Origin of the sequence: Dactylosporangium sp. NPDC005555 (assembly GCF_040605635.1) — a bacterium.
In the GTDB taxonomy this organism is placed as follows: Bacteria; Actinomycetota; Actinomycetes; order Mycobacteriales; family Micromonosporaceae; genus Dactylosporangium.
In genome coordinates this window covers 21495-38717 of the sequence record NZ_JBEXDG010000080.1, presented here as the reverse complement: position 1 = coordinate 38717, position 17223 = coordinate 21495, and the positions used below count along the sequence as shown (strand labels likewise).

The following is a 17223-nucleotide window of genomic DNA, read 5'->3' as shown; positions in this document are numbered from 1 at the left end:
GCTCGCCGCCGCGGCCGCCCTCGCCGTCGCGGTCGCGGTCGAGCGCCGCCGCCGCCGCACCGAGCTGCGCGCCCTGCGCCGGCAGGGCCTGCCGGCCCGCGTCGCCGTCACCGCCGGCCGCGCCGGGTATGCGGCGGTGCTCGTCCTCGGCGCCGTCGCCGGGCTGCTCGCCGCCGTCGCCGCCCGCCTGGTCACAGGCCCACCCGGGCGGCCGTTCGTCGACGACTGGCAGGTCATGCCGGCACCGTCCGCGCTGCCGCCCGCGGCGCTCGGCACGGCCGTCGCCGTCGCGCTGCTGGTGCTGGGCCTCGCCTGGTGGCTCGCCGCGCTCCCGCTCAGCAGGCAACTGGGCCACCTCCCCGCCGACCGGAGCGCCCCGCGATGACGCGGTTCGTGGCGGTGCCCCGTGGCGAGCGACCGGGCAGCCCGCCGCCGACCGGAGCGTGCCGCGATGACGTGTCCGGCAGCGGCGCCCTTCGCAGGCGACCGGGCGGGCGGGTCGTCGTCGATCGGGGAGCGTGTCGCGGTGATGTCGCTGGCAGCGGTGCCATTCAGCGGACAACTGGGCGGGCGGGTCGCCGCGGATCGGAGCGTGCCGCGGTGATGTGGCTGGTTGCGGTGGCCGTTCGACGGTCTGTGCTGCCGTCCGTGGTGCTCGGCGCGGCTGTCGTCGTCGCGCTGCTCGTGCTGGGTCTCGCCTGGTTGTCGGCGGTGCTTGTTCGCAGGCGACCGGGTGGGCGGGTCGCCGCTGATCGGAGCGTGTCGCGATGATGTCGTTGATCCTGGGGATGCTCCGGGCGCGTCGTGGGCAGGCGGTGACCCTGGCCCTGCTCGCGCTGTTCGCGGTCGCCGCGGCCGTTGCCGCTCCCGCGTACCTGCGGGCCGTCGACCGGGCGGTCGTCGCCGGGCAGGTCGCCACCGCCACACCCGCGGAGCTGTCGTTGACCGTGCGGGCCACCGTCAACGAGCAGCGGGAGCCCGGCGGCGTCTCGTTCGCCGACGTCGGCGGCGCGATCGTCGCGCTGCCCGGGTTCACGCAGGTGTTCGCGGAGGAGTTCCCCGCCATCGGCATCGAGCCTGACCCGCGGGAGGCGTCGCGCCTGCTGTACCGGCAGGACGTCTGCGCCCATGTCACGGTCGTCACCGGCCGGTGCCTCGCCGCCGCCGGCGAGGTGATGCTGGGGGAGCGGACCGCGGACCGGCTGCACCTCGCCGCCGGCGACCTGATCACCCTCACGTATGCGGTCATCAGCACCGACCCGACGCGGCCGATCTACGTCGCGGACGGCGACGCGACGCCGCTGACCATCGCCGGGACCTACCGCACGCCCGACCCCGACGGGCAGTACTGGGGCAGCCACGACTATTTCCGGCTCGACCACAACGCGCGCCCGGGCGAGCCGGTCCTCACCACCGCCGAGACGGTCCGCGCCATGTCGCACGGCCCGAGCGAGGTGTCCATCGACGCGACCGCCGCGCCCGGCACCATCACCGAGGCGAGCCTGCCCGGCCTGCGGCGTGACCTCGCCGGCATCGACGGCCGCGGCGCGCTCCTCGGCCGGGCACTGACGCTGAGCACCGGCATCCCGCAGCTGCTCGACCGCATCGACCGCAGCCGCGACCTCGCCCGCCGCAGCATCCCCGTCGGGGCCGCGCCGCTGCTCCTGCTCGCCTACGCCGTCATCTTCATCGCCACCGGATATGGCACCGAGGGCCGCCGCCCCGAGCTCGCCGTCATCGCCCTGCGCGGCGCCCGCTGGTGGACCCGCTGGTGGCTCACCGTCGGCGAGAACCTCGCCGCGCTCCTCGCGGGTGGGCTCGCCGGTTGCGTCGCCGGGCAGCTGCTCGTCGCCGCCGTCGTCGCGTGGCGCTTCCCCGGCGTCGACACGCCCGTCCTCGGCCTCGACGCGCTGCGGTGGGCGCCGTGGGCGCTGCTCGGCGCGGTCGTCGCGATGCTCCTCGCGCAGCGCCGGCACCTCGTCAGCGGCGTCGCCGACCTGATGCGGCGGGTCCGTGCCCAGCTGACCGGCTGGCGGCTCGTCACCGCCGAGATCGTCGTCGGGCTGCTCGCCGTCGCCGCCACCGCCCAGCTGTTCCTCACCGGCGGCTCCCTGGCCGGGATCGCGCTCGCCGCGCCCGCCCTCGTCATCGTCGCCCTCGCGCTCGCCGCCGCCCGCGCCGTCGTCCCCCTCGCCCGCGCCGCCGGCGACCGGGCGCTGCGCCGCGGCCGGCTCGGCGCCGCGCTCGCCGCGTTCCAGCTGGCCCGCCGCCCCGGCGCGCAGCGGCTCCTGCTGCTGCTCACCGCCGCCGTCGCCGTGCTCGGCTTCGCGGTCACCGCCGCCGACGTCGCCGCCCGCGACCGGGACCTCGCCGCCCGGATCGGCACCGGCGCGCCCCGCGTGCTCACCGTCGCCCCGCTGACCCGCGCGCAGCTGCTGCACGCCGTGCGCGCCGCCGACCCGGCCGGTGACTACGCGATGGCCGTCGCCGCACTGCCCGCCGGCGGGCCGGGCGAGACGCCGAAGCTCGCCGTCGACGCGACCCGCCTGGCGACCGTCGCCACCTGGCAGGACGAGTACGGTGACCTCGACGCCCGCCGGGTCGGCGCGCTGCTGCGCCCGCCGGCCCCGGCGCCCGTCGTCATCGCCGGTCAGGACGTGTCCCTCGACGTCACCGTCAATGGCGCCGTCGTCGGGAAACCCGTCGGGTTCAGCGTCGTGCTGTCCTCCGTCACCGGCCGTGGCACCGCCACCGTCGGGTTCGGGGTGCTGCACGACGGGCCGTACACCTTCCAGCAGCGCACCGCGGTCTGCGCCGGCGGCTGCCGGGTCGCGGGCCTGCACTTCACCCCCGACACCACCGCGAGCGGCGTCAAGCTCACGATCGTGCTGCGCGGCATCGGCAGCATCAACCCGGCCGCCGTCGCCGTGTCCGGCACCGACCTCGCCGACGTGTCCCGCTGGCGCTCCGCCGGCGCGACCCTGACCGCCGCGCCCGACGGGCTCCGCGTCACCCTCGACGCGCCGGAGGGCCTGCCGGACGGCGCCTGGGTCCAGGCCGCCGACATCCCCGCGCCGCTGCCCGTGGTGACGACCACGACGCTGCCCGCCGCGTCCACCGCGTCCGCGGTTGCCGTGCCCGGCGGGTCGACGGTCGGGCTGCCCGGGGCCGCCGTCGTCGCCGGCTTCGACGGTCTGCCGGTCGAGGTGCGCGCCGCCGGGCGCGTCACCGCCGTGCCCCGGCTCGGCACGGACGGGACGCTCGTCGACCTCGAGTACGCCGACCGCGCCGCCACCGACGCGGGCGAGGCCCGAAACCCCGAGGTGTGGCTCGGCGCCGCCGCTCCCGCCGACGTCCTCGACCGGCTCACCGCGCAGGGCCTCGTCATCACCGGTGACCGCGGCGTCGCCGCCACCCAGGCCCGCCTCGCCGCGCAGGGTCCGGCCCTCGCCGTCTGGTTCCACGTCCTGTCCGGGATCCTCGCCGTCATCCTCGGCGCCGGCGGCCTCGCCCTCGTCATCGCCGTCGACCGCCGTGAACGCCTCGCCGATCTCACGGCGCTGCGCGCCCAGGGCCTGAGCCGCCGCTGCGCGGCCCGCACTCTGCTGTGGACGTATCCGGTCCTCGTCGCCACCTCCGGAATCCTCGGCCTGGCCACCGCGATGCTCACCTGGCGCCTCACCGGCTGGGCACTTCCCGTCTTCGGCGAGGACCTCCCGGACCTGCCGCTGCCGAGCTGGCCCGGCCCGGTCCTCGTGCCGTCGACCTGGCTGCTCACCGTCACCCTGCTCACGACGGTTGCCCTGGCCGCCGGCCGCCCCACCCCCGCCACCGCAACCCCTCGCCCCTGACCCGGGACCGGCCACCGCGACCGGCGGCGGCGTCCGCAGCACCCACGCGCGCCAAGACCGCCTGTGCGGGCGTTCCAAGGGGTCGTGTCGAGCCCGAGCCTCGTCGCCGTGCAGTCGGTCGTCGGCCGGTCCGGGCGGGGCATGATGCCGGGACCGAAGGTTGCCGGAGGCGTCAATGGCCGGCGGGATCGGGTGCGTCCGGAGGGGGTGACGTTCGAGGCATACCTCGCGCCGCGGAGGGTCGCGGGTCCGTGCGTCTCGCCCGTGGCTGGTGACCGGGAGGCGGTGGCCGGGTTTGTCGGCGCGCCGCGCATCGGCGAAGATCTTCGCATGCGGAGTCGGTCGGGCATCCTGCTCGCGGTCGTGTCCGGCCTGTTCTCGGTGCTGCTGGCGGTCGCGGTCAACGTCGCGACCGGCGGCACGCTGCCCGCCCCGCTCGACGAGGTCGCGTGGCTGGCGTGGCCGGCCGTCGGGGTCCTCGGCGTCGCCGGTGCGGGCCTGGCGTTCTGGCAGCAGCAGTCCTCCCAGCCGTCGCCGCCGCTGCCGGGCCCGCCGCCGCCCGCCGGGCCGGTGCCGTCCGAGCTGCCCGCGGCGACGCCGCTGTTCGGCCGGGACGAGGAGGTCGCCGAGATCGTCCGCGTCCTCGGCGGGGAGTCGCCGGTCGTCACCCTCGCCGCCGCGCCCGGCACCGGCAAGACGTCCCTCGCGCTCGGCGCCGCGCACGCGCTGCGGCCGCGGTTCACCGACGGGCAGCTGTTCGCGACCCTGCGCGGCGCGTCCGCCGAGCCCGTCGCCCCCGAGGCCGTCCTCGGCCGGTTCCTCGCCGCGCTCGGCGTGCCCGAGGACGAGCGGCGCGGCGGCACCGAGGAGCTCGCCGCGCGCTTCCGGTCCGCCGTCGCCGACCGGGCCGTCCTGGTCCTGCTCGACGACGCCCGCGACGCCGCCCACGTCGAGGCGCTCCTGCCCGGCGGGGCCCGGTGCGCCACGATCGTCACCAGCCGGCGACAGCTGACCGGGGTCGCCAACGCGCACGCGGTGCCCCTGGAAGCCCTCCCGGAGGACGCCGCCATCGAGCTGCTCGAGCAGGTCGCCGGCGCCGGGACCGTCCGCCGCGACCCCGCCGGCGCCCGGGCGCTCGTCGTCGCCTGCGCCGGGCTGCCCCTCGCGGTGCTGATCGTGGCGGGCCGGCTCCGCGCGCGTCCACAGTGGACACCGTCGGCGCTCGCGGCGCGCCTCGCCGACGAGCACCGGCGCCTCGACGAGCTCCGGCAGGGCGACCTCGCGGTCCGGTCGACGTTCCGGGCCGCGTACGCCGAACTGTCCGAAGTGGACCGGCTGGTGTTCCGGCGGGCCGGGTCGCACCCAGGGCAGGTGTTCACGCTCGAGGCGGCGGCCGCCCGCGCCGGCGTCGGCGTGCCGCAGGCCGAGGAGTCCATGGACCGGCTCGTCGACGCGTTCCTCGTCGAGTCGCCCGGACCCGGACAGTTCCACCTCCACGACCTGCTGCGCCTGTTCGCCGTCGAGACCCTCACCGTGCGGGAGCACGCCGGCGCGGCGGGGCGGCTGCTGACGTGGCTGCGCCTGCACCGGACCGCCGATGACACCGCCGGACTGCCCGCGGTCCTCGCCGAGGGCGTCGCCACGGCCTGCCACGACGCCGTGGGCGCGCTCGTCGACGACGTCCACGGGGACATCACCGACCCGTTCGACCGCCTCGCCGTCTGGACCGCCGCCGCGGACGCCGCCGCCGGCGACCCGGTGCGGCGGGCGAGGGCGCTGCGCTGGGTGTCGCACTCGTGGACGCTCGCCGGTGAGGTGCAACGGGCGCTGCCACCCGCCGACGCGGCCCTCGAACTGGCGGCCGGTGACCGGTCGGAGACGGCACAGACCCTCCGCCGCCGCGGTGAGGCCCTGCGCGACCTGCACCGCTTCGCCGAATCGGAGGCCGCGCTGCTGCAGGCGCTCGACCTGTTCGTCGAGCTGGGCCACGTCGAGGAGGAGGTCGAGGTACGCACGGCGCTCGGCACCCTGTACAACAACTTCCGCCGCCACGAGCTGAGCCTGCCCATGATGGAACGGGCCCGGGAGCTGCTGCCGGCGAGCGAGACGGTGCAGGGCGGCTGGGTGCGGCTCGTCCTCGGCCTCGCGTACCGCTTCGCCGGCCGGACCGCCGAGGCCGACGCCGTCACCGGCGAGGTGCCCGGCATCGCGACCCGGGCCGGCGACGACTACCTCCTCGCCCACTACCACCAGGAGGTCGCCTGGGCGGCGGAGGGCGACGGACGCTGGGACGACGCGCAGGCCGGCTTCACCCAGATGCGCGTGCTCGGCGAACGGGTCGGCAACGGCGCCGCGGTCGCCGGTGCCCTGCTCGGCCTCGGCCGGATCGCCGAACGCCGCGACGACCTCGCCGCCGCCGTCACCCCACTACCGCGAGAGCGCCGAGCGCTGCCACCGCCTCGGCGACCGCGTCCGGGAGGGCGAGGCCAGGCTCCGCGCCGCCACGGTCCTCAACGCGCAGGGCCACCGCGACGCCGCCGTCCGCGAACGCGCCACCGCCGAGGCGCTCATCGGCGACATCGACTTCCCGTGGGGCGAAGGACTGCTGTCCCGCCTGCCCTAGGGACGCAGCAGCACGGCGACGTCGAGGGCGCGGCCCGGGTCGCCGCCCGAGTCGGCGGTCCACACCGAGGAGAGGACGGCCTTGACGAAGCCCCACGCGGCGAGGCGGTCCTCGGGCTCGCCGAGGGCCGCCGACAGTTGCCGCAGCCGCGCCGGGACCAGGTCGAGGAGCACCGGGTCGCGGTCGTCGGGGTGGGGGTTGAACAGGATCGAGCCGACCTCGTAGCCGGGGTCGCCGACGAGGCCGTGCGGGTCGATCGCCAGCCATGGTGAGCGGGTGCCGGACAGGACGTTGTCGTGGTGCAGGTCGCCGTGCAGGACCGCCTCCCGCGACGCGGTCGCGCACAGGGACCGCATGAGGCCCGCCGCGTCGCGCACCAGATCGGCGGGGACCGGACCGTCGTGCCGGTCGAACGCGGCGGCCTGCGACAGCACCGTCGGCAGGCCCGCGACCGGGGCCACGTGCAGCTGCCGCATCAGGCCGGCGAGGACCTCCGTCGCCTCGGGGTCCCGCGCCGGTACGAGGTCGCGGAGGCGCCCGCCCGGGGAGACCTGCTCCAGCAGCAGCGCGCCGCGGGCCGGGTCGGCGCGCAGCAGCCGGGCGGCGCCCCCGCCGTCGAACGCGGTCAGGGCCGTCGCCTCGACCGCCAGCTCGAAGCCGACCTTCAGCACCGCCGGGCTGCCGTCGGCCCGCAGTACCGCGGCGACGTAGTGGAACGTGAGGTCGTACGGCTCACCGATGGTGAGGTCCCAGTCCGCGGCGAGCCCGTGGACCAGCGCCGGCAGGTCCGCCAGCCACCGCTCCCCGGCCGCGCCCCAGACCCCGGTGACGTTGCGGGCCAGGGCGGTCGTCAGGATGCGAACCACGTCCTCCCGACGTGGCGATCGAGCGAAGTCACGATGCGAACCACGCCCGCAGCTGCGCTGCCGCCTGCGCGAGCGCGACCCGGCTCTCGTCGACGATCCCGGCCATGGCGAAGAACCCGTGGACCATGCCGTCGTAGCGGGCGAGCGTGACCGGGACCGCGTCGTCGGCGAGCCGTTCGGCGTAGCGCTCGCCCTGGTCGCGCAGCGGGTCGTACTCGGCGGTGATGACCAGCGCCGGCGGCAGGCCCTTCAGCGTCTCGGCCCGCAACGGCGACGCGAGAGGGTTCTCGGCGTCGTCGGGGTCGATGAGGTAGTGCTTGCGGTACCAGGCGACCGAGTGGTGGTTGAACAGGTACGGGTCGCTGTTCTCCCGCATCGACGCGTCGTCGGCGAGCTGGTCGGTGTTCGGATACACGAGCAGCTGACCGACGAGCTTGAGGTCGCCGGCCTCCTGCGCGATGAGGGTCGTCGCGGCGGCCAGGTTGCCGCCGGCGCTGTCGCCGCCGACCGCGATCCGCGCCGGGTCGGCACCCAACGTGGAAGCGTTGGCGGCGATCCATTGCACCGCCGCCCAGCAGTCCTCGATCGACGCCGGGAACGGGTGCTCGGGCGCCAGCCGGTAGCCGGGCACGACGACGATGCACCCGGCGCTGTTGGCGAGGGTGCGGCTGATCCCGTCGGCGGTGTCGATCGTGCCGAGGACCCAGCCGCCGCCGTAGAAGTAGACGAGGACCGGCAGCGGACGGTCGGCGCTCGGCCGGTACACCCGGACCTGCAGCTGACCGTCGGGGCCGTCGATGGCATGGTCGGTGACCTCGTGGACGGGCTCGGGGTCGCCGCCGCCGGCCTTGATGGAGGCGAGGTCGGCGGCGCGGGCCGCCTGCAGGGTCATCGAGTACAGCGGGGCGGCGCCGTCGCGTTCGCGCTGGTCACGCATCGCCTGCAGCTGCGGGTCGAGTGGCATCTCTAGGCTCCCTGGATCTCACGGGACAGGCGGCGGATCATCTCCGCCGCGGCGATGGCGTGGCTGCGGGCGTTGCCGTGCAGGCCGTCCGCGCCGGTGAGGACCTCACCGGCGGCGATCGACGGGTGGGTGGCGAGGTCGACGTGGACCGTGCCGAGGGTCGCGGCGAGCGCGGCGGTGCGGCGGCCGAGCAGGGTCATCCTGCGGGAGAACGCGGGGCCCAGCCACGTCGGCATCGATGGATAGTCGGGCATGACGAACAGCGACACGGTGACGACCCGCGCGCCGGCGTCCTGCAGCGGGCGGATCAGCGCGGTCAGGGTCGCGTCGACGGCGTCGGCACGCGACTCGTAGCCGGGGCGCATCGCGTCGTTGGCGCCGCAGATCACCAGCGCGAGGTCGGGGCGCAACGCCAGCGCCGGGCCCAGCTGCGTCGCCAGGACCTCGGCGGCCCGCAGGTTACGGCGGCCGAGGTTGAGGTGCGCGAGGCCGGGCCGGTGCCGCTCCAGCTCGACCCGCAGCCGGTCCGGGAAGGCCAGGGGATGGTAGCCGTCGACGTGCTCGGTGAGGCCCTCCGCGACGCTGTCACCGAGGATCGCGAACCGGTGCCACGGGTGCCCTCGCAGGAGCGCGGCGGCCTCCCCGGCGGCGAGGCAGAACGGGTCGGATACTTCGGCTGTCAGCATGCTGTCGGTGCCCATGCAAGCCTTTCGGCTCCTGTCGGTCGTGGCGTGGTTCCGATAGGCTACCGCCTATGGAGCGCCGGTGACACGATCGCAGACCGGGCCGGTGCTGACCGCCTCCGACTATCAGCGGCTGGCGCGCGAGCTCGTCGACGCGGACGTCTGGGACTTCATCGAGGGCGGTGCGGAGTCCGAGCGCACCCTGCGGGCCAATGTCGAGGCGTTCGACCGGTTCTGGTTCCGGCCGCGCGTGCTGACCGGGGTGTCCACAGTCGACACCGCCGTCTCGTTGTTCGGCACCGGATTCGCCACCCCGGTCGGGGTCGGGCCCACGGCGTATCACCGCCTCGTCGACGACGAGGGCGAGGTCGCCACGGCGCGTGGGGCCGGTGCCGCCGGGGCGCTGTTCGTGGTCAGTGTCTTCGCCAGCCGGACGCTCGAGGACATCGCCGAGGCGTCCACGAGCGCGCTCTGGCTGCACCTGTACTGGTTCCGCCACCGCGACGTGATGACCAGCCTGATCCGGCGGGCCGAGGACGCCGGCTACGGCGCGCTCGTGCTGACCGTCGACGCGCCGCGCATCGGCCGGCGCTGGCGCGACATGCGCAACGGGTTCGCGATCGGCGGTGACGTCGCCGCCGTCAACATCGACGCGGCCGTCATGGCGCTGACGCACCACAGCGACGCCGGTCACTCCGCGATCGCCGAGCACGCCGCCCAGTCCTTCGACGCCGGCATCACCTGGGCCGACCTGGCCTGGCTGCGGTCGCGCACGAGCCTGCCGATCGTGCTCAAGGGCATCCTGACCGGCGAGGACGCGGCCCTGGCCGTCGAGCACGGCGCCGACGCGATCGTGGTGTCCAACCACGGCGGCCGGCAGCTCGACGGTGCCGTCGCCAGCCTCGACGCGCTGCCCGAGGTCGCCGCCGCGGCCGCCGGCGCGGTGCCGGTGCTGTTCGACGGCGGGGTCCGGCGCGGCACCGACGCGCTCATCGCCCTCGCCCTCGGCGCCCGCATGGTGCTCCTCGGCCGGCCGGCGCTGTGGGGGCTCGCGGCCGGCGGCGCCGACGGCGTCGAAGGGGTGCTGCGCACGACGACCGAGGAGCTGGTGCACGCGATGGCGCTCGCCGGCCGCCCGGGCGTCGCGAGCCTGGACCGGTCGGTGGTGCGGGACAGAGCAGGGGCGCGAGCAGAAGGCGAGCTGTGATGGTGGAGCTGTCCCGCGAGGCGTTGCACGTGTCGGTCTCCGACCCGGTGTCCGCCTCGATGAACTTCCTCAACGAGGTCGCGAGCCGCTTCCCGGACGCGATCGCGCTCGCCGCGGGCCGTCCGTTCGACGAGTTCCACTCCGCCGCCGACGTCGACAAGCACCTGCAGGCGTATCTCACGCACCTGCAGGAGCGGGGCGTCACAGCCGCGCAGAGCCGGGTGATGCTGACCCAGTACGGGCGGACCAACGGCCACATCGGTGGGCTCATCGCCCGCATGCTCGACGTCGACGAGGACATCCGGGTCCCGGACGAGGCGGTCATGGTGACCGCCGGCTGCCAGGAGGCGATGATCATCGCCCTGCGCGGCCTGTGCGCGGGGCCCGGCGACGTCGTCCTGGCCGCCGAGCCCTGCTACGTCGGGTTCACCGGTGCCGCCCGGATTCTGGGCATCGACGTCGTGCCGGTGCCCGAGTCGCCGGACGGGCTGCGCCCCTCGACGGTGCGGGAGGTCGCCGCGGCTGTCCGGGCCGGTGGTCGCACCCCGAAAGCCCTCTACCTGGTGCCGAACTTCGCGAACCCGTCGGGCGTGTCGCTGCCGGTGGCGACCCGCCGCGAGCTGCTGGACGTCGCCGACGAGGCGGACCTGCTGATCCTGGAGGACGACCCGTACGGGCTGTTCGGCCTCGACGACGAGCCCCGCCCGACGCTGAAGTCCCTGGACACCGGGCACCGGGTCATCTACCTGGGTTCGTTCGCCAAGTCGTACTTCCCGGGGGTGCGGGTCGGCTTCCTCGTCGCGGACCAGCCGGTCGTCGACGCCGCCGGCCGGCGCACGCTGCTGGCCGAGGAGCTGTCGACGGTGAAGAGCATGCTCACCGTCAACACGTCCGCGCTCTCCCAGGCCGTGGTCGGCGGGATGCTGCTGGACAGCGGCTTCAGCCTGCGCACCGCGAACGCCTCGAAGATCAGCTTCTACCGGCGCAACCTGCGCACGCTGCTCGACGCGCTCGAAACGCATCTCGGCGGTGGGGCGGTGCGGTGGAACAGCCCCAGCGGCGGGTTCTTCGTCGTGGTGGACGTGCCGGTCGACGCGTCCGAGGACCTGCTCGAGGTCTCCGCGCGGGAGCACGGGGTGCTGTGGACGCCGATGCGGTTCTTCTACCTCGGTGGCGGCGGCAGCCGCCAGATCCGCCTGTCGTGCAGCGCCCTGGAGCCGGCGCAGATCGAGGAGGGCGTCCGCCGGCTCGCCGGGCTCCTGGCCACGGCATGAGGTCCGACATCGTCGACGTGTGGCTGGCCGACGCCCGGGTGCCGGACCCCGCGCTGCCGGACATGCTGGTGCTGCTGGACGACGACGAGCGGCGCCGGCACGCGTCGGTCGTGCACGCCATCGACCGGCGCCGGTTCGTCGTGGCGCACGCCGTCACCCGGCGGATCGTCGGTGCGGTCCTCGACGCGCCGCCGGGCGAGCTGCGCTGGGCACACAATCCCAACGGCAAGCCGGCGCTGTGTGGGCGGTACACCGGCGTCGAGGTCAACCTGTCGCACTCCGGCGACCTGGTGATGGTGGCCGTGTCGGCCCGGCGGCCCGTCGGGGTCGACCTGCAGCGGGTCGTGCCGGCCCTGGACTGCGCCGCGATGGCCCGCCGCTTCTATCCGCCCGCCGAGGCCGCGGACGTCGCGGGCGGCGGCGGGCACGAGCTGTTCGCGGAGCTGTGGGCGCGCAAGGAGTCCCTGGTGAAGGCCGCCGGGGCGCGGCTGACCCGCGGCCTGGCGACGCCGGTCGCCGGCCCGGCGCCGGTGGTGGTCGAGCACGACGGGCCGTTCCGGATCGAGGACCTCAAGGCCCCGGAGGGCTTCCGCGCCGCGGTCGCCCTCGCCGGCGAGGATCCCTTCACCGTCAACCAGCACGCCTACGGATAGCGGCGTTCAGGCACGCCTACGGATAGCGGCGTTCAGCCGAAGGCGGCCACGCAGAGGTAGCGCAGGCCGGGGTCGTAGTCGGCGACCGCGACCCGTCCCGACGCGGCCAGGTCGAGGCCGGCCAGCGACTCCCACACCCCGGTCATCGGCTGGGCCGGGTCGGCCAGGACGACCCGGTCGGCCTTCACGTCCTCGGCGTATCCCGCCAGCCCGCCGCCCAGGATGACGGTCGTGGCGTCCAGACCCTCCAGCCCGCTGAGCACGTCCAGCGACGGGGACGTGTCGGGCAGCACGGTCACCGACGACAGGGCAGCGGCGGCGGCCGCGTCGAGGTGCAGCGCGATCGCCGCGTGCGCGGCGGGCAGGGTCACCGGCACGCCCGGGTCGTAGGGCAGGTCGGCCTGTTCGACGGCGATGAGCAGCGCCCGCGGATGGGTCGCGGCGTAGGTGCGGATCAGGGACAGCGCCGTGAACGCCGCGGCGCGGCCCTGGTCGGACACCGCGAACGACATCGGCTGGCCGGGGCAGATGTGCGTCAGGTACGTGCTGACCGCCCGTCCCGGCGAGATGTCCGGCACGTCGTAGGCGAGCACCAGCAGGTCGATCGGCGAGGACGGCAGGAGCTCCGCGGCCATCTCGCCGTAGGACTGGCCGCGGACCGGGTCGAGCGCGCCGGGGGTCAGCGTGAGGTCGTGCGGGGACAGCAGGTCCGTCAGGTACACCGACAGGCGCGCGGCGTGCCCGGTGTCCGCGGCGAGCGCGGCCGGGGACGGGAACCGGCGCGACTCGGCGCGCCGGAGGCCCCAGCGGTCATCGTCGGGCATGCTCACTCTTCCGGGAGCAGGTTTCCGGCGACGTAGTCGGCGAGGCTGCCGACCGTCTCGAAGTTGTCGCGGCCCATGTCCTCGACGCTGATCTCCCGCTCCAGCTTGTCCTCCAGCTCGAGGACGAGCTCGAGACCGGTGGTGGAGCTCATGCCGAGGTCGTCCATGAGCGTGGTGGTCTCCGACGCGCCGGTGACCTCCCGCTTCAGCACCCGGGGCAGCAGCTCGCAGATCGTGTCGACGACCTGCTGGCGCAGGTCCGGGTCGATGGTGGTGGTGTCGCTCATCGGAAATCCCTTTCGGACGGAGAATGTCAGTGTTCGAAGACCATGGCGGAGAAGGCCGCGCCGCGGCCCGCTCCCGCGGCGGCGATGACGTAGCGGTCGCCGGGCCGCAGCAGCGCGCGTTCCACGGCGGTGCGGTGGTTGAGGAACGCGTCGGCGCAGAAGACGTGACCGTAGTCGGCGACGTGGTCGAGCAGGACCCGGTCGAGGGGGTAGCCGATCCGTTTGCAGACCCGCTGCCAGGCGACCTGGTTCACGTTGTGCGGCAGGATCAGCGTGATGTCGTCCAGGGTGAGCCCGGCCCGGTCGACGGCGTCGGTGACGGCCGCGCCGAGCGCGTCGTGGTAGATCCGCTGGAACTCCCCGGCGACCTCCTCCAGCTCGCCGTCGAACTCGCCGCGCAGGTCCGCGACGTAGGACAGCTGCCGGTCCCGCGGGCCGTCCGAGGCCACGAGACACGCGGCGGCGCCCTCGCCGAACATCGAGGTCTCCGGCACGAAGCGGGCCTCGCCGGTGAACGCCTTCTCCCCGGTGAGGATCAGGGCGAGGGAACCCTCGGGCGCGGCCGCCAGGAGCCGGCCGGCGAGGTCGACGGCGAGCAGCCCCGAGGCGCACGCGTGGTGGCCGACCGCGAACGCCTGCGCGTGTTCGAGCCCGAACGACCGGCACACGTCGTGCAGCGGGTTGACCGGGTAGGGCACCACGCCGGGGAACGTCCGCGCGTAGAGCACGTAGCGGATCCGGGCGGTCTGGTCGGTGGTGAGCCGCAGGTCGGCGACCGCCAGGCGCAGCAGGTCGGTGAGGGACGTGTCCGGCGCCTGCGCGGCGGAGCCGAGCTTGTGGTAGCGCCGGAACACCCGCAGCTGCATCGGCGTCAGCTCGAACTCCTCGGCGAGCGACTCGATCGGGACCCGGCCCGGCGGCACGTGGGTGCCGACGGCGACGAGAGCGGTCACGCGGTCTCCTTTTCCAGTGCCGTCAGCGCCTGCTGTACCGCGAGGGCCTCGATCGACCGGGCAAGGGCCTCGACCCGGGCCGGTGGTGTGCGCCACGTGTCGGTGAACCAGGTCAGCGTGAACACGCCGGGTGCGTCGTCGACGTCGATGTTCAGCGGGTCGTAGGGGTCGTCCTGCGCGACGGTCCACCGGAACCCGCCGGGGGCGGCCGCGCGGACCTGCCCGGCGGTCGGCTTGTCGCCGGGGAACATCTGCCGGCTGATGGTCCGCCGGTCGTTGAGCCAGACCCCCGCGTCCAGGTCGAGGTGCAGGTCGACGTCGAGCGTCCCGGCCAGCGCGGCCACCGCGGAAGGGTCGTGGTAGGCCCACTTGTAGGCGAGCATCGCCGCGATCCCGGTCCGGCGCATCGCCTCGTCGAAGTCCAGGCCGGCGACGTCGGCGACGCAGATGCCGTGCTGGGCCACCATCGCGACGACGTCGCCGAGGCCGCGGCGGAAGCGGTTGTCCACCATCGGCCGGATGATCGCGGGCCGGCCCTCTTCGGCGACGGCCAGCGCCAGGCACGTCATCAGCACCTGTGACGTGTCGATGTCGGCGACGACGGAGACGGCGTGGGTCGCGGTGTACAGCGCCGCCGACGTGAACTCGCCCCGGTGCCACCGCGGCCCTTCGCGAGGAACCAGCGACGCGGCGGGCGGCAGTTGCCGCAACATCTTGTCCCAGTGCCGCAGCGCCTTGTCCGCCTGTTTCCGCCCGTCCGGCGACGCCTGCCAGCGCGCCTGCTCCAGCGGCTGCGTCCCCGTGGTCGGCCCCGGCTCGCCGGACGCGGAGCCTCGGGCGGCGACCTCGCGGAGCATGAGCAGCCCGCCGAAGCCGTCGGTGACGAGGTGGCAGGTGACGGTGGACAGGTAGGCGGGCGAACCGCCGGCCCGCACGACCCCCATCCGCACCGGCCACTCCTCGACGAAGTCGTACGGCAGGGCCCGGTAGTGGGCGTCGACCGCCGCGGTGAAGGCGGCCGGGTCGGCGCCGTCGGGCGCGTCGAACACGTCGAGCCCGATCGTGCCCCACGCGGCCACCGACTGCAGCGGCGTCCCGTCGCCGTCGAAGCGGAGCCTGGTGCGGAACGTCGGGTACCGCCGCATCGCCCACCGCAGGTCGTCGGCGACGTCCTCGACGGTGGTGCCGGGCTCCAGGGGCGCCCAGCCGCCGATGGGCAGCCAGGAGCGCTGGCGGACGATGTCCTGCCACATCGACAGCTGCCCCCAGGACAGCGGCCCGAGCCCGGCCCCGTCGCCGTCGAACCGCACCGGAATCCGTTCCGTGGCAGAGATCGGGGCACGGATCGCGGCGGCGGGGGCCGGCAGGTACGTGTCAGGCATTCGCCATCTCGGCGAGGTGCCGCTGCCGCATCAGGAACTTGCGGACCTTGCCGGTGGGGCCGGTCACGATGTTCTCGTCGGGGAACACGACGACCTTGCGCAGCGTCGCGGCGACGGCCGGGCTGAGCGCGGCGGTGACCGCGTCGGTGTGGTCGGCGGCCGGGTCGGCGCTCTCGTGCAGCGACAGGAGCACGTCGGACACGACACCGGCGTCGGTCTTGAACGACACGATCGTGCAGTCCCGCACGTCCGGCACGGCCCGCAGGATCTGCTCCTCCGACATGGCGGTGTAGAGCCAGTTGCCGCCGCCGAGGTCGACGGAGTCGACGGCCCGGTCGACGTGGTAGTAGTAGCCCTCCTCGTCGCGGAACATCAGGTCGCCGGTGAGGTAGTAGCCGTTGAGGCGGTTCCGGTACGTGTTGACGTGGTCGTTCCAGTAGCCGGGTGCCAGGGTGGGGGACTTGAGGCCGAAGTGCCCGACCCGCCCGACGGGGACCTCCTCGCCGGTCGCGGTGTCCAGCAGCGCCACGTCGGCGAAGACGTGCGGCACGCCGACGCACCGGCCGTAGCGCTCGGTGTCGGGGCCGTGCGTGATGTGGAAGGCGGAGTGCCCCATCTCGGTCGAGCCGAGCCCGTCGACGAAGCTCGATCCCTTGACCCGCTGCACGACGGCGCGGCCCTCGGCGGAGCGCACGACGGTGTTGCGGCTGCCGACGTTGACGAGGTTGCGGATGTGCGGCTCGTGCGCGCAGTCGCCGGTGTTGAACCACAGCGCGACCGAGTCCATGTCGTGCTGCTCCAGGTCGAAGCGGGCCAGCTCCGACCAGGTGACCGCGAAGCCGAAGACGCCGGTCGGCTTCCACTGCTCGATGGCGTCCAGGACCGCGCCGCCGTCGCTCTGCTGCGACAGGAACAGCAGCTCGGAGCGGTTGCTCAGGGCGTGGTTGATGGTCATGATGCCCGCCGCGTGCGGGGCCGGCAGGGCACTGAGGATCCGCTCGGTGCCCTGGGCCCTCGGGCCGCTCAGCCGGATCTTGCGGGTGGCGTGGAACAGGCTGGCGTGCGAGTGCACGACGGCGGTCGGCATGCGGGTGGTGCCGGACGAGTGGGTGATGGCGATCGGGTCGTCGGCGTGCAGCTTGAACGGCGCGGGCGCCGCCGCCGGGTCGCCGGTGCCGGTGTCGGCCGCGTCGATGACGGGGATGTCGACGTCGTGGCCGGTGAGCCGCTCGATGTGGGCGGCGTCGGTGATGAGCGCGGTCGCCCGCAGCTTGGCGATGTACGCCGCGGCGATGTCGCCGGGGATGTTCGGGTTCATCAGCGCGGGGATCGCGCCGAGCCAGACGAGGCCCATCCAGTTGAGGAAGCAGTCGGCGCTGCTGGACACGTAGATCGCGACGGGGTCGCGGCGGCCGATGCCGTTCGCGTGCAGCCACGCGGCCCGCGCCGCGGCCCGCTCGCGCAGCTCGCCGAGGGTGAGGCCCTGCCAGGCGGGGAAGCCGTCGACGTCGACGTCGAACGCGATGCCCGGCCCGTCCAGCGGCGCGCCGTGCTCGATGAGCTTGTGCAGCACGTTGCCGGCACCGACGTCGGGGTCGGCGGCGAGCGCCGCCCGGATGCTCGTGGACGCCATGGGTCTACTCCTCGGTATCGGTA

12 protein-coding genes and 2 pseudogenes are annotated in these 17223 nt (G+C 74.8%); 6 read left to right on the top strand and 8 right to left on the bottom strand.

Annotation, left to right across the window (positions count from 1 at the left end; translation table 11 throughout):
• From ABZS58_RS46345 to ABZS58_RS46335, 3 genes and pseudogenes are all read left to right on the top strand, one after another.
• Positions 1–385, top strand: a pseudogene (locus ABZS58_RS46345) (ABC transporter permease); the annotation flags it as partial.
• A gap of 382 nt (positions 386–767) precedes the next feature.
• Positions 768–3851, top strand: coding sequence for an FtsX-like permease family protein (locus ABZS58_RS46340; protein ID WP_354790725.1), 3084 nt, complete (start codon positions 768–770; stop codon positions 3849–3851).
• 141 nt (positions 3852–3992) lie between these two features.
• A pseudogene (locus ABZS58_RS46335) lies at positions 3993–5039 on the top strand (NB-ARC domain-containing protein); the annotation flags it as partial.
• Between the two features lie 1431 nt (positions 5040–6470).
• On the opposite strand, the gene ABZS58_RS46330 reads toward ABZS58_RS46335, so the two are convergent.
• From ABZS58_RS46330 to ABZS58_RS46320, 3 genes are read right to left on the bottom strand one after another with little or no spacing between them, the layout of a single operon-like run.
• The gene (locus ABZS58_RS46330) at positions 6471–7340 is read right to left on the bottom strand and encodes an aminoglycoside phosphotransferase family protein (protein ID WP_354790724.1); all 870 of its coding nucleotides are present in this window, start codon (positions 7338–7340) and stop codon (positions 6471–6473) included.
• 28 nt (positions 7341–7368) lie between these two features.
• Entirely contained in the window at positions 7369–8304 is a 936-nt protein-coding gene (locus ABZS58_RS46325; RefSeq protein WP_354790722.1) for an alpha/beta hydrolase, read from the bottom strand.
• A 2-nt stretch (positions 8305–8306) separates the two neighbouring features.
• Complete coding sequence (locus tag ABZS58_RS46320) at positions 8307–9005, bottom strand: SGNH/GDSL hydrolase family protein (RefSeq protein ID WP_354790721.1); 699 nt, start codon at positions 9003–9005, stop codon at positions 8307–8309.
• A 64-nt stretch (positions 9006–9069) separates the two neighbouring features.
• Here ABZS58_RS46320 and ABZS58_RS46315 point away from each other — a divergent pair, with 64 nt between their 5' ends.
• The 3 genes from ABZS58_RS46315 to ABZS58_RS46305 are packed head-to-tail and all read left to right on the top strand — an operon-like array spanning position 9070 to position 12121.
• Complete coding sequence (locus ABZS58_RS46315; protein WP_354790719.1) at positions 9070–10194, top strand: alpha-hydroxy acid oxidase; 1125 nt, start codon at positions 9070–9072, stop codon at positions 10192–10194.
• Positions 10194–11468: a PLP-dependent aminotransferase family protein gene (locus tag ABZS58_RS46310; protein ID WP_354790718.1), complete on the top strand. Its 1275-nt coding sequence runs from the start codon at positions 10194–10196 to the stop codon at positions 11466–11468. Before ABZS58_RS46315 ends, ABZS58_RS46310 begins: the two co-directional genes overlap by 1 nt.
• Positions 11465–12121, top strand: a complete 657-nt coding sequence (locus ABZS58_RS46305) for a 4'-phosphopantetheinyl transferase superfamily protein (RefSeq protein ID WP_354790716.1) — start codon at positions 11465–11467, stop codon at positions 12119–12121. Before ABZS58_RS46310 ends, ABZS58_RS46305 begins: the two co-directional genes overlap by 4 nt.
• A 32-nt stretch (positions 12122–12153) precedes the next feature.
• Here ABZS58_RS46305 and ABZS58_RS46300 read toward each other — a convergent pair whose 3' ends face one another.
• Genes ABZS58_RS46300 through ABZS58_RS46280 form a run of 5 tightly spaced genes read right to left on the bottom strand, consistent with a single transcriptional unit; the run spans position 12154 to position 17200 of the window.
• Positions 12154–12945: a 2-hydroxy-acid oxidase gene (locus ABZS58_RS46300; RefSeq protein ID WP_354790714.1), complete on the bottom strand. Its 792-nt coding sequence runs from the start codon at positions 12943–12945 to the stop codon at positions 12154–12156.
• 2 nt (positions 12946–12947) lie between these two features.
• Entirely contained in the window at positions 12948–13232 is a 285-nt protein-coding gene (locus ABZS58_RS46295) for an acyl carrier protein (protein WP_344502406.1), read from the bottom strand.
• A gap of 26 nt (positions 13233–13258) precedes the next feature.
• Positions 13259–14185: a 3-oxoacyl-[acyl-carrier-protein] synthase III C-terminal domain-containing protein gene (locus ABZS58_RS46290; protein ID WP_354790713.1), complete on the bottom strand. Its 927-nt coding sequence runs from the start codon at positions 14183–14185 to the stop codon at positions 13259–13261.
• Entirely contained in the window at positions 14182–15567 is a 1386-nt protein-coding gene (locus ABZS58_RS46285) for a condensation domain-containing protein (RefSeq protein WP_354790711.1), read from the bottom strand. The genes ABZS58_RS46290 and ABZS58_RS46285 overlap by 4 nt, the downstream gene beginning before the upstream one ends.
• Positions 15560–17200, bottom strand: a complete 1641-nt coding sequence (locus ABZS58_RS46280; protein ID WP_354790710.1) for a class I adenylate-forming enzyme family protein — start codon at positions 17198–17200, stop codon at positions 15560–15562. The genes ABZS58_RS46285 and ABZS58_RS46280 overlap by 8 nt, the downstream gene beginning before the upstream one ends.
• Positions 17201–17223 lie beyond the last annotated feature (23 nt).

Excerpts from the sequence above, each read along its gene's own strand:
- ABZS58_RS46310 (WP_354790718.1), top strand. The coding sequence starts at position 10,194 with ATGGTGGAGCTGTCCCGCGAGGCGTTGCACGTGTCGGTCTCCGACCCG.
- ABZS58_RS46300 (WP_354790714.1), bottom strand. The coding sequence starts at position 12,945 with ATGCCCGACGATGACCGCTGGGGCCTCCGGCGCGCCGAGTCGCGCCGG.
- ABZS58_RS46285 (WP_354790711.1), bottom strand. The coding sequence starts at position 15,567 with ATGCCTGACACGTACCTGCCGGCCCCCGCCGCCGCGATCCGTGCCCCG.
- ABZS58_RS46305 (WP_354790716.1), top strand. The coding sequence starts at position 11,465 with ATGAGGTCCGACATCGTCGACGTGTGGCTGGCCGACGCCCGGGTGCCG.
- ABZS58_RS46280 (WP_354790710.1), bottom strand. The coding sequence starts at position 17,200 with ATGGCGTCCACGAGCATCCGGGCGGCGCTCGCCGCCGACCCCGACGTC.
- ABZS58_RS46340 (WP_354790725.1), top strand. The coding sequence starts at position 768 with ATGATGTCGTTGATCCTGGGGATGCTCCGGGCGCGTCGTGGGCAGGCG.
- ABZS58_RS46325 (WP_354790722.1), bottom strand. The coding sequence starts at position 8,304 with ATGCCACTCGACCCGCAGCTGCAGGCGATGCGTGACCAGCGCGAACGC.
- ABZS58_RS46320 (WP_354790721.1), bottom strand. The coding sequence starts at position 9,005 with ATGGGCACCGACAGCATGCTGACAGCCGAAGTATCCGACCCGTTCTGC.
- ABZS58_RS46295 (WP_344502406.1), bottom strand. The coding sequence starts at position 13,232 with ATGAGCGACACCACCACCATCGACCCGGACCTGCGCCAGCAGGTCGTC.